11 protein-coding genes are annotated in these 12,328 nt (G+C 52.0%); 9 read left to right on the top strand and 2 right to left on the bottom strand.

The window, feature by feature from the left end; translation table 11 throughout:
* Positions 1–122 precede the first annotated feature (122 nt).
* The 3 genes from devC (at position 123) to ACP5D4_RS18615 (ending at position 3,091) form a co-directional block, all read left to right on the top strand.
* Positions 123–1,271, top strand: a complete 1,149-nt coding sequence (gene devC / locus ACP5D4_RS18625) for an ABC transporter permease DevC (RefSeq protein ID WP_428013115.1) — start codon at positions 123–125, stop codon at positions 1,269–1,271.
* Positions 1,272–1,375: 104 nt separating this feature from the next.
* On the top strand, positions 1,376–2,098 hold the full coding sequence (locus ACP5D4_RS18620) for an ATP-binding cassette domain-containing protein (RefSeq protein ID WP_428013114.1): 723 nt from the start codon (positions 1,376–1,378) through the stop codon (positions 2,096–2,098).
* Positions 2,099–2,203: 105 nt separating this feature from the next.
* Positions 2,204–3,091, top strand: a complete 888-nt coding sequence (locus tag ACP5D4_RS18615; protein WP_428013113.1) for an AEC family transporter — start codon at positions 2,204–2,206, stop codon at positions 3,089–3,091.
* Positions 3,092–3,248: 157 nt separating this feature from the next.
* On the opposite strand, the gene larC is transcribed toward ACP5D4_RS18615, so the two are convergent.
* Positions 3,249–4,499, bottom strand: a complete 1,251-nt coding sequence (larC, locus tag ACP5D4_RS18610; RefSeq protein ID WP_428013112.1) for a nickel pincer cofactor biosynthesis protein LarC — start codon at positions 4,497–4,499, stop codon at positions 3,249–3,251.
* A gap of 105 nt (positions 4,500–4,604) precedes the next feature.
* Here larC and ACP5D4_RS18605 point away from each other — a divergent pair, with 105 nt between their 5' ends.
* The 6 genes from ACP5D4_RS18605 (at position 4,605) to ACP5D4_RS18580 (ending at position 11,794) form a co-directional block, all read left to right on the top strand.
* Positions 4,605–5,267, top strand: coding sequence for an L-threonylcarbamoyladenylate synthase (locus ACP5D4_RS18605; protein ID WP_428013111.1), 663 nt, complete (start codon positions 4,605–4,607; stop codon positions 5,265–5,267).
* A 91-nt stretch (positions 5,268–5,358) separates the two neighbouring features.
* Positions 5,359–5,523, top strand: a complete 165-nt coding sequence (locus ACP5D4_RS18600; protein WP_428013110.1) for a hypothetical protein — start codon at positions 5,359–5,361, stop codon at positions 5,521–5,523.
* A gap of 105 nt (positions 5,524–5,628) precedes the next feature.
* A complete protein-coding gene (locus ACP5D4_RS18595; RefSeq protein WP_428013109.1) occupies positions 5,629–6,846 on the top strand; it encodes a HetZ-related protein in 1,218 nt (405 codons plus the stop codon).
* 610 nt (positions 6,847–7,456) lie between these two features.
* Positions 7,457–7,903: a DUF2996 domain-containing protein gene (locus tag ACP5D4_RS18590; protein WP_017662897.1), complete on the top strand. Its 447-nt coding sequence runs from the start codon at positions 7,457–7,459 to the stop codon at positions 7,901–7,903.
* Between the two features lie 129 nt (positions 7,904–8,032).
* Positions 8,033–10,387, top strand: a complete 2,355-nt coding sequence (gene purL, locus ACP5D4_RS18585) for a phosphoribosylformylglycinamidine synthase subunit PurL (protein WP_428013108.1) — start codon at positions 8,033–8,035, stop codon at positions 10,385–10,387.
* 273 nt (positions 10,388–10,660) lie between these two features.
* A complete protein-coding gene (locus ACP5D4_RS18580) occupies positions 10,661–11,794 on the top strand; it encodes an RNA-guided endonuclease InsQ/TnpB family protein (RefSeq protein WP_428013107.1) in 1,134 nt (377 codons plus the stop codon).
* Positions 11,795–11,831: 37 nt separating this feature from the next.
* On the opposite strand, the gene hisI is transcribed toward ACP5D4_RS18580, so the two are convergent.
* Positions 11,832–12,200, bottom strand: a complete 369-nt coding sequence (hisI, locus tag ACP5D4_RS18575; RefSeq protein ID WP_428013106.1) for a phosphoribosyl-AMP cyclohydrolase — start codon at positions 12,198–12,200, stop codon at positions 11,832–11,834.
* Between the last annotated feature and the right edge of the window lie 128 nt (positions 12,201–12,328).

The following is a 12,328-nucleotide window of genomic DNA, read 5'->3' as shown; positions in this document are numbered from 1 at the left end:
CTCTGTTTCGCTCTCAGTTTCTCCAGGCTCTGCAACTTTTGTCCTGTACTTAGGGGGATGAGAAACCGCGAACTGAAAACTGAAAACTATCCTCACTGTTCACTGTTCACTGTTCACTGTAAATGCTTCCTATTGCTTGGTTACAACTGACTCGAGAAAAAACGCGATTGATGACAGCCATTGCGGGGATTGCGTTTGCGGACGTGCTGATGTTCGTTCAGGTGGGGTTTCAAAGTGCGTTGTACGCCAGCGCCCTCGGACCTCACAACAGCATTAACGGCGAGTTGGTTCTCGTTAATTCCACTTATCAAACGATTTTTTCTATGAAAGGTTTTTCGCGCCGTCAGTTGTATCGACTGCGGGCGATCGAGGGAGTGGAAAATGTCAGTCCGATTTATATCGGTTCGGCGGATTGGAAAAACCCGGAAAACGGGACGAGTCGGGTGATTTTGGGGTTTGGAATCGATCCGGTACAGCCGACGTTGAACCTTCCGGAAGTGCAAGAGAATCTCGATCGCCTGACGGAGATCGATCGGGTGTTGTTCGATCGCGCTTCTCGTCCCGAATACGGTGCGATCGAAACGTTATTTCAAGAAAATCCCCATTTAGAGGTTGAAGTCAACGAAACGCGCCTGCGCGTCGTGGGATTTTTTACGTTAGGTGCGTCTTTTTCCGCAGAAGGCAATTTTATTTGTAGCGATTTAACCTTTTTGAGAATCTTCAAAAATCGCGATCCAGAACAAATTGAAGTGGGCGTCATTCATCTCGAACCTGGGGAAAATATAGACAGCGTTAAACAGGAAATCGAAAAGTTTATAACCTCAGATACCAAAGTTTTAACCCGAGAAGAATTTGCCAATATAGAACGAGATTATTGGGCAAATAGTACCGGAATCGGATTTATTTTTAGTTTAGGTGTTTTTGTAGGATTTTTGGTTGGATTAGTAATCGTTTATCAGATTTTATATTCCGACGTATCCGACCATTTACCGGAATATGCCACCTTAAAAGCAATGGGCTATCGAGACTCTTATTTATTGAAGGTTTTAATACAAGAAGCCATCATTTTAGCCATTTTAGGCTATTTACCAGGATTGGGAGTCTCTTGGTGGCTGTACGAACTGACCCGATCTTCAACATTTTTACCAATTTATATGACCGTTTCTCGTGCAGCTTATTTGCTGATTATCACCATTTTAATGTGTAGTATTTCCGGATCGATCGCCATTCGCAAACTCAGAGACGCCGACCCTGCAGACGTTTTCAACTAACTCAAATTTCTCAAAACAATCGGATTGTTGTAGATTCAAACATCTCCGGGTCTTCTGAGTTTCTATGGTGAACCGATCCTCAACACTTATTGAGCTTCCCTAACATGAAACCAGACAGTATCGTTTCAATCCACCAACTCAACTACGCCTTCGGCCAAGGAAAACTGAAACGAAACGTCTTATCCGATATCGAAATGGACTTACAACCGGGCGAAATTGCCATGATTGAGGGTCCCTCCGGTTCCGGAAAAACCACATTGCTGACACTAATCGGGGCGCTGAGATCGATCCAAACCGGAAGCCTCAGAGTCTTTGGCAAAGAGCTTCTCGGCGCATCTTACAACGAACGAGTTTGCGTCCGCCGAGGAATCGGCTATATTTTCCAATCCCATAACTTACTGAGTTTTCTTACCGCCAAACAAAACGTTTGGATGTCCTTACAATTGCACCGAGAACTCAGCAAAACCGAAGCCGAAACTCGCGCCAAATCGATTTTAGCAGCGGTAGGATTGGGCGATCGCCTCCACGACTACCCCGACAGCTTATCCGGCGGACAAAAACAGCGAGTCGCGATCGCCCGGGCGTTAGTCAACCGTCCCCAATTGATTCTCGCCGACGAACCGACGGCGTCCTTAGATAGCAAATCGGGGCGGGATGTCGTGGAATTGATGCAGCAACTCGCCCGAGAGTTCGGAAGTTCCATTCTCATCGTCACTCACGACGCCCGTATCGTCGATGTCGCCGATCGCGTGTTGTATCTCGAAGACGGACGATTGACGCGAGACGAGAAAAACCCCAACGGAATCCCTAGCGATCGCGAATCGTGAGACGTTTGGCGATACCTCAGTTGGCAAATCCTTACAATGCTTGCAGGGTTTGTCCGAAGCACGCCGTCGTATCCCCAACTGTTCGCCAACCGATCGCCCACTGCCATGACTGCTATTTTATCCGCCGTTCTCCCCGTCGCCTGCATCGTCGCCATCGGCTTTTTCGTCGAAAAAACCCTGCATCTCGATCGCGCCTCCCTTTCCCGTCTGACGCTGTTCGTCTTTTCTCCCGCCCTCGTCGCCGATGCCATTTACCGAATGCCCCTGACAGCGGAAAACGCCGCCGGATTGTTCCTGGGATTTACCCTCGTCTACCTTTTGCTGTGTTTGCTGTCGTGGGGATTGGGGCGGTTGTTGAAGTTTCCTCCCGTAGTTCAAAAAAGCGTTGTCGCCACGACATCCTTTCCCAACACGGGAAATATGGGATTGTCGGTCACGTTTTTTGCCTTTGGCGAAGCGGGACTCGATCGCGCCGTGGTGGTTCTGATTATTTGTAGCATCTTGGTCTTTTCCACGGGGCCGGCGATTTTAAAAGGCGGCGGTTTTGCCAACGCAATTCGCTTTACGCTGAAGTTACCGTTGATTTGGGCGATGTTGTCGGGGTTTTTGCTGCGACTGTTGCCCTTCGATTTACCCTTCAAACTGGATGAGGGACTGCACGTTCTCGCCCAAGGGACGATTCCGATGGCGTTGCTGTTGCTGGGGATGGAAGTTGCGAGTGCAAAGGTACAGTTGACGCTGTATGAAGGGGCGGCGAGTTTGTTGCGTCTTCTCGGTGGGGCGATGGTTGCTTATATTGTAGCGACAGCGTTGGGATTGACGGGACTTGACTGGCAAGTCTTGATTTTACAGAGTTCGATGCCTGCGGCGGTGAGTTCGTTTTTGATGGTGAACGAGTTCGGCGGGGATGGGGTTCGGACGGCGAGAGTGGTGATGGTTTCGACGTTGATGGCGTTTGTGACGTTGCCGCTGGTGTTGTGGGTGATTTCGTAGGTTTCACCACAGAGACACAGAGGACACAGAGGGGATTGGAGGGGGGTTAATCGGCGAAGATTTCGCTTAAGTTGAGGAGGAATCCGGATAACTTTGTCAGAATCCGGGTTCCTTGAAGAAACCCGGTTTTTCAACAATTGGGAGGACGGAACAATTTCTATTCCGCCTTTTCCTGCTGCCATTGCTGCAACGCCAAACGGTGAACCTCTTGCCAACTCATCTCCTGTTTCCGAGCGAGTTTGGCAACGTCTTCGTATTCCGGTTGAACGTTGATGACGTTCCCTTTAGCGTCGCGGGCGATTTTCACGCGAACTTCACTCTCAAAGAGGGCGATCGATCGAAACTCTCGCGAGAGGATCGATCGCTCCTGAAAACTGTGACGAATTCCCAAAGTTGTCGTTTCTCGGAACAACACCGCCTCGCAGTCAGTTTGCTTGTCGGGAGAACAAATCACCGTCAGCAAAATACCGGGACGATTTTTCTTCATTCCCAGCGGCTGCGTGAAAACATCCAACGCCCCAATCTCGAAGAGTTGCTCGAAAACATAGCCGATCGCCTGGGGGCTGATATCGTCGAGTTGAGTTTCCAACACGCAAACCCGATCGATCGCCGAAGGTTGCGTGTCTTCCCCAATCCACAAGCGCAAAAGGTTCGGAATCGCCAACTCTTGCGAACCCGCCCCCAACCCCGTCTGTTGCAACGTCATCGCCGGAGGAACGCCAAAGGATTCCGCTAACGTCACCGTTAACGCTGCCCCCGTGGGGGTGACGAGTTCGCGATCGATCCCGTTTCCATACACCGGAACCTGGCGCATTTGCCAGAGTTTCAACACCGCCGGGGCAGGAATGGGAATTCGTCCGTGAGCGGCTTTCACCGTTCCCCCTCCCGTCGGTAACGGCGAACAGTAGAGTCGATCGATCTCCAACCAATCCAACCCGAGACAGGTTCCCACAATATCCACGATCGCATCCGTGGCGCCGACTTCGTGAAAGTGGACGCGATCGAGCGAAACCCCGTGAACCGCCCCCTCAGCCGCCGCCAACCGTCGAAACACCGCCAAACTCCATTTCCGGGCGCGATCGGGAATGTCCGCCGACTGCAACATTTCCTCAATTTCCGGTAAATAGCGATTTCCCTCAGAATGGTGGTGATGGTGGTGATGGTGATGTTTCTCCGCGTCGAACGTGGGCGGTTCTTCCGTCATATCGCGCAGGTCCACATAGGCTTTCATCGCCGAGATGCCGTTACGACGCACCCGTTCGACGCGCAGGCGGTAATCTTCTTCCACCCCCAAACGGTTCAAATGTTCGGTGAGGTAGTCCACAGGAACCCCAGCATCAACCAAGGCTCCCAAACACATATCCCCAGCGATACCCGTGGGGCAATCGAAATATGCAATCTTACTCATTTAATATCCGCACGCACACCGTCCAGATGCGATTATAAATGTGTTTTGCCAAGGGGGATTTCCTTCCCGGCGTCCCCAACCGCAACCTGATAAAAAAACAGACTTATGGCCGAGCTTTACGAAATTCATCCGGAGACGCCGCAAGTGCGTCGAATAGAGCAGATCGGGGATGCCCTATCCGACGGGGCGGTGATGTTGTACCCCACCGATACGGTATACGCCATCGGTTGCGACATCAACGCCAAATCTGCCGTCAAGCGAGTTCGCCAAATCAAGCAACTCGCCAACGACAAGCCGCTTACCTTTCTCTGTCCCTCGTTGTCGAACATTGCCAGTTATGCCAGGGTCTCCGATCCGGCTTATCGGATTATGAAGCGTCTGATACCAGGACCGTTTACCTTTCTCTTACCCGCGACGAAACTCGTCCCCCGTTTGGTGATGGACCCCAAACGTAAAACCACGGGGATTCGCGTTCCCGATCGACCCGTATGTCTGTCGCTTCTCGAAGCCTTGGGACATCCGATTATTTCCACGTCGGCGTATTTGCCCAGTCAGGACGATAACACGCCGATTCCGACGGTGAAGGTGGGACGAACTCTCGATAAGGCGGAACTGTTCGATCGCTGGGATAAGTTAATCGATGTCATCATAGACGACGGCTTGGAACCGGGTTATGACTTTTCGACGATTCTCGATTTGACGGACGACAACGATCCTCAAATCGTCCGGAAAGGCTTGAATTGGGAAGCGGCAGAGGCGTGGATTTGAGGTTCGAGGATGCTCGTTGACGGTACCCGTTGACTGTGCCAGTTGAGACGGTGGCGTTGACAGCGACGATCGATCGGCGAACTGTCCACTGTTGACAGTCGCGAGTCAGACGGCGAGAGGGGTCGATCGAACCTTGATGGGGCGGTCGATCGCGAGTTGGGACAGCCAAGGTCAGGCAGCGAATTCGGATAGGGCGATCGCGGAATTGGTTCGAGACGGACGAACAGGTTCCGATAGTGGCATTTTCGCGCCCTGAGCGCAGTTTTCGCGCTCCTAAAGTTGAGATGTAGACGGAAAGGCACGCTGACCGCCACCGCTACATCTCTTCTTCCACCCGAGTGCGCTACCTTCAGGCAAAATCATGAATATCAAACTCGCAACTTCCTTCAACCAGGGCATCGACGACAACTTAAAAACCGGACGTTCCGCACCGCTTCCCACGCCGGCCACCGCTGCCGAACCCCCCGCCGATCCCTTTGCCGATACAGTGTTCCAGCACTTGCAAACGGAGTTAGAAACCACCTCCCGCAGCGGCAAACAAGTGGCCCGACGCATCGCCCGCGAAGTCGAACGCATCTGTCAAAAGAGCGATCGCATTCAGCGTTCGGGGGAAGTGGAAAAGTGGAAACTCAACCTCGCTCACCATCGCCTGACTAAAATCTCGTCTTACTATAAACTCGGCTCGAAACAGGGTCGCGTGGAACTCCACAGCAACCTCAGCGTGATGGTGTACCGCCACATTGCCCCGACGAAAGCGAAACTCGGGTTTCAAGGTCGATACAACCTCATCGAAGACTTTCTGCAAGGGTTTTATATTGAAGTCCTGCGGGCTTTCCGTCGCGAACACGACGTACCGGAAGATTACACCCCTCGGACTCGCGTGGAGTTGGCGGAATACATGGCCTTTACGGAACAATACGCCAAACGCCGCATTTCTCTTCCGGGTCACAATTCCCAGCAACTTGTGATTTTGAGAGCGCAAGGATTTGCTAAGGGACAACCGCCGGAAACTTCGATCGATATGGAACTGGCGGTGGAGTCTGGAAAAACGGAAGAGGAGGAAAGTCACAGCCGTTCGGCAGCTGCCCGTCAAGTGCGCGAACAGATGGTTTCTGAAACCGTCGATCCCTCGGAAGCGGTGATGCGCGATCGCGTGATTCGCTCTCTCGTCAACTATTTGAAAGAGCAAGGTCAATCCGACTGCATCGATTATTTAGTCTTGAAGTTACAAGATTTGTCGGCTCACGAAATCGACGAAATTTTGGGACTGTCTTCTCGAGAAAGGGATTATCTTCAACAACGGTTTAAGTACCACGTAGAGAAGTTTTCTCGGGCGGGAAATTGGAAACTGGTGCATCAGTGGTTGGGGGCGGATCTCGATCGCAATTTGGGGATGTCTCCGGCTCAGTGGAAAGAGTTTTTGGAAAAACTCAGCCCCCCGCAACGGAAACTCATCGCCCTCAAGCAAGCCGGCGTCAGCGACAGCGAGATTTGTTCTCAACTCCAATGTACGCCCAAACAGGCTCAGAAACGCTGGTCGAAATTACTGGATTTGGCTTGGCAACATCGCAATGGTTAAGTTTTTTGGGGAAGACGCGATCGAAATGGAACGTCTTCCCCTTTTTCTTTAGGTGAGTTTCTTTTATGAAAAATTACTTTGTAGGAAGGTCGAAGAAAAAAAAACGGGTCGCTGTGTAAAGTTTAACGGAGAATACAGAGAATTGACTATAGGACGAGTTTTTATAAAAGACCTAGATGTTACCAGATGTTGCCAGATCCCCGGCATCTCCAAGATGCCGGGGATCTTGAGTAAAATAGATATCTTATATAACTTTTTGTTGGTAAAAATATTAATCGATCGGTTCAATTATTTAAAAAACAACAAAGGTATATAATACAAATAAAAAGCCATGACGATCGACGCCGAAAACCCAAAAAACCATCGAGAAACAATGTTAAAATAGATGCGAGACTTACAACAAGAAATCGAACAGTTCGATCGAAAATTCTAGAATCACCAAAAAGCCATTCAATGGGTGGTTCAGTTAGCCCTCAGCCTCATCGCGGCGGCCACCGTCACCGTTATCCTGTCGAGCGTCATCACCAAGTGACGCGCCCCATATCCCCCCAATTCCCGCTTGAGATTTATACTGAACCATAAGTAACAGTACTCATCTCATATCGATCTCATGGCAGAAGACGCAAACCAAGAGAAGAAGAAGCCAGCCGCCGCCAAAGGCGGGAAAGCCAAAAAAGAGAAACCCCCCGCAGTCGAAGACAAACCCTTCGCCGACTTCATGCACCAGGATTACCTGCCTGCCTTGAAAGCGGAACTGGAAAACCAGGGAATCGACGATCTCGAACTCAAGTTTGAAAAACATCGAGTTCGCCCCATCAGCCCTTCCGACGAGTGCTGGCAAGTCATCGGCACCTGGCAAGGGGGCAAACGCCGCTTTGTCGTTTATTTCCCCAAAGCGGACATCAAAGGACCTCGTGCCTTTTCCTGTTCGGCGGACGGCACCCAACCGAGTACCATCGAACCCTTCCTGATGGACGAACGCAGAATCAACTTACAACTGCTGGTTTTCGGCGTCGTGCAACGGTTGAACGCCCAGAAGTGGCTGGCGCGAAATTAGAGGATGAGGGGATGGGGAGGTGAGGAGATTTCACCACTCTTCCCCGTTCCCCGTTTCCCGTTCCCCGTTCCCTCTTCACTTACCCCTCTTCACTTACAATGAATCCTGTGGTTTTGTCCCAGGATGAGAATGTCAACGCTTTCCGAATCTCCCTTTTCCCCGGCAGAACTCTCTGCTGAAGGTATCAAACCCGAAGAATACGAGGAAATTGTCCAGCGATTAGGCCGCCATCCCAATAAAGCCGAATTGGGAATGTTCGGCGTGATGTGGTCGGAACACTGCTGTTATAAGAATTCCCGACCTCTCCTCAAACAGTTTCCCACCACCGGCGATCGCATCCTCGTCGGTCCGGGGGAAAATGCTGGAGTGGTCGATTTTGGGGACGGATTGCAACTGGCGTTTAAAATTGAATCCCACAACCACCCCTCGGCGGTGGAACCGTTTCAAGGGGCAGCTACGGGGGTAGGCGGGATTCTGCGGGATATCTTCACGATGGGGGCGCGTCCCGTGGCGGTGTTGAATTCGCTGCGCTTCGGTTCTCTGGAGAACCCCCGCACGCGACGCATTTTCGCGGGGGTCGTTGAAGGGATTTCCCATTACGGGAATTCCTTCGGGGTTCCCACTGTCGGCGGTGAAGTCTATTTCGATAAGGCTTACACGGGAAATCCTCTCGTGAACGCGATGGCGATCGGTATTATGGAAACTGAGTCGATCGTCAAATCTGGGGCGTCGGGTATCGGAAATCCGGTGCTGTACGTGGGATCGACCACCGGACGAGATGGTATGGGCGGCGCGAGTTTTGCCAGTGCCGAACTCAGCGACGATTCTCTCGACGATCGACCCGCCGTCCAAGTGGGCGACCCGTTTTTAGAAAAAGCCCTCGTCGAAGCCTGTCTGGAAGCCTTCAAAACCGGCGCAGTGGTGGCCGCCCAGGATATGGGGGCGGCAGGAATCACCTGTTCGACTTCGGAAATGGCAGCCAACGGCGGCGTCGGAATCGATTTAGACCTGGATAAAATCCCGGTGCGGGAAACGGGGATGGTGCCTTACGAATATCTGCTGTCGGAATCCCAGGAACGGATGCTGTTCGTGGCGCAGAAGGGACGGGAACAGGAACTCATCGATATTTTCAAGAAATGGGAACTGCACGCGGTCGTCGCGGGAGAAGTCATCGAAGACCCCATCGTTCGCATTCGCTACCAGGGTGCGATCGCCGCTGAAATCCCCGCTACCGCCCTGGCTGACAACACCCCCATTTACGAACGGGACATCCTCCCCGAACCGCCGGAATACGCTCAAATTGCTTGGCATTGGACGATCGATCGCCTACCCTATTGCCAGGAAAAAGGCATCGATATCGGCGGCGAACTCAAAACCTGGAACGATGTCCTGTTACAACTCCTCGATACCCCCAGTATCGCCTCGAAACAGTGGGTGTATCGACAATACGACCACCAGGTACAAAACAACACCGTCATCGTTCCCGGTGGGGCAGATGCGGCGGTGGTGCGGTTGCGTCCCCAGGAACCCCAGGCGGGAAGCGATAACGCGAACAAAACTTGGAATCGCGGCGTGGCGGCAACGGTCGATTGTAACTCCCGCTACGTCTATCTCGACCCCTACGAAGGGGCGAAATACGTCGTGGCTGAAGCTGCCCGCAACCTAAGTTGCGTGGGGGCTGAACCCGTCGCCGTGACGGACAACCTCAATTTCGGCAGTCCTGAGAAACCGATTGGATATTGGCAACTGGCTTCGGCTTGTAAAGGGTTGGCGGAAGCCTGCGAAAGCTTTGGAACGCCTGTGACGGGGGGTAATGTTTCGCTGTATAACGAAACCTTGGACGCCGACGGCAACCCCACGCCGATTTACCCGACGCCGGTTGTGGGAATGGTGGGGTTAATTGAGGATTTAACCCGAGTTTGCGGTCAGGGTTGGCGCCATGAAGGGGATTCGATTTATTTGTTGGGGCTGAAAACCGACTGCGATCGATCTGAGTTGGCTGCCCCCACCCTCGCCGCCTCGGAATATTTGGCGGTGGTTCACGAGACGGTTACAGGAAAACCCCCTCGCGTGGACGAAGAGTTGGAACGAGTTATTCAAGCTACTTGTCGCTACGGCATCCGTCAGGGTTGGCTGAATTCTGCCCACGATTGCGCTGAAGGCGGTTTGGCGGTAGCGGTGGCGGAATCCTGCTTGGGCGGACAACTCGGGGCGAAGCTGTCGCTTCCGGTCCCGACGGCGTATCGTTGGGATGAGGTGCTGTTTGCCGAAGGCGGGGCGCGTATTGTGGTCTCGGTGTCGCCGGAAAATGTGGCGGTTTGGGAAACCTATTTGGCGGAAACCCTGGGTGAGTATTGGCAAAAACTCGGAACGGTTTCCGGTACCGCTTTGGAAGTGGTATCTGGGGAATCGACGGTGTTGGATGTCACCTTAGCGGCGATGGCGGAACGCTACGACGGCGCGATCGAACGCCGTTTGGGGTAGTCGTTCGCCACCACAGAGGCACGGAGAACCCGGAGAGTTTGCCGGAACAACCAATCTAAGTTGACCCTTCAAACTCTAAGATCCCCGGCATCTTGAAGATGCCGGGGATCTCGATGGAAGATCGAGAGACTGGTTTTTGGGTTGGACGGGAAGCTGTTTCGGTTCACGAAATCCTCCGATACGTTTGGAAGCCCCGTCGCGTGATTCGCGGGGAGGAAAAACGAACGGCGACTTTAGTCGCCTACATTCACCTAGGTGTGTTATAATATCCCCATGAAACAAACGTTGACGATAGTTTGCAAGCTTAACCCCACGCCAGAGCAAGCTCAAAAGCTCGATAAAACTCTGGTGGCTTTTGCTGATGCTTGCAACTACGTCAATGGAACGGTCAACCCCAAAATCAAGAATAAGAACCGGATTCAGGCAGAAACATACAAGGAAATCCGTCGTCAATTTGGTTTGTCGGCGAATTTGGCTGTCAGGGTTTGTGCGAGGGTAGCTGCTAACCGTAAGGTAGGCAACCCAGTTAAGAGCTTCAAGCCCACATCAGCGGACTATGATGCTCGCATCTTCAGTTATCGAGCAAAAGACCAATCTGCCAGCCTGTCAACAGTGGATGGCAGAGAGGTTATTCCAATGGTTCTCGGCAATTATCAGATCGGGAAACTGGAGGGACATACCCCTACGTCAGCCACGCTTTGTAAACACCGGAATGGACTGTTCTACCTGCACATCCAGGTCAAGGACGAACCCCCTGAGCCGATCGATGATTCAGGGATTAAAGGTGTTGACCTGGGGCGTACAGACTTAGCGATTAGCTCAGACGGGGAGAGGTTTTCAGGGAAGGAGGTAAAAGCGAAGCGAGATAGGTTTGCTCGTAGTCGAGCTTCTATCCAACGGAAAGGCACAAAGAGCAGTAAGCGGCTGCTGAAACGGCTATCTGGCAGAGAGAAGCGTTATCAGACATGGGTAAACCACAACATTAGTAGACGGATTGTTGACTCTGCATATTCAGCGAATCAAGCCATTGCGCTGGAAGACTTGACCGGGATTCGGGAGCGCACCAACCAGCAGCGTAGAAGCAAAACTGAGCGTAGACGTTCCAATAGTTGGGCGTTCTATCAACTCAGGATGTTTATCGACTACAAAGCAACGGCTAAAGGTGTCCCCGTTGTTCTGGTGAACCCTGCGTACACCAGTCAGACTTGTCATGGATGCCTACACATCCACCCCGAAGAAGGAAAGTCTTACCGCTCTGGCAAAACTTTCGAGTGTGGGCATTGCGGATGGAAAGGCGACGCTGATTTTAATGGAGCCAACAATATCAAACGTCTTGGAGGCGTTGTAACCCGCCTCGAAAGCGCCAGCCTGCTGTCTTGCTCTGTGCGAGATAGAGTAACAGGTTAGGGCTAGAAAGCCCCGTCGCGTGATTCGCGGGGATTGGTTACAGCACTTGGTTGAAGAAGCAGCTTCGCGCCCCGGTGTGGCAGGCGATGTCTCCGACTTGTTCGATTTTGGCCAGAACGGTATCGGCGTCGCAGTCGTAGTAGAGGGATTTGACTTTTTGGATGTGGCCGGAGGTGGCGCCTTTGTGCCAGAGTTCTTGACGGGAACGACTCCAGTAGTGCATTTGGCCGGTTTCGAGGGTGCGTTGTAATGACTCTCGGTTCATCCACGCCATCATGAGTACGGTTCCGTCGCCGTCGTCTTGGGCGATGGCGGGAATTAAGCCGCGATCGTCGAATTTTAAGCCATCGATCCAGTTGCGATCGCTCGTGTTTGGGGCGATTGATTTTTCGGAACTTGCCGTCATTTTATTCGTTTAATACTTGAATTATTTAACTGTATATTATATCATAAATAAACCAAAAATTCTATTAATTTATAATATAGCCATAGGAAATGATTCGTGGCCAAATCCCCGATCGATCCAGGGCTGTG

The sequence above is a fragment of the Baaleninema sp. genome (genome assembly GCF_049974805.1).
GTDB lineage: Bacteria > Cyanobacteriota > Cyanobacteriia > Cyanobacteriales > Geitlerinemataceae > Baaleninema.
The sequence above is the reverse complement of the archived record's forward strand: the minus strand, read 5'-3'. Positions and strand labels throughout refer to the sequence as shown.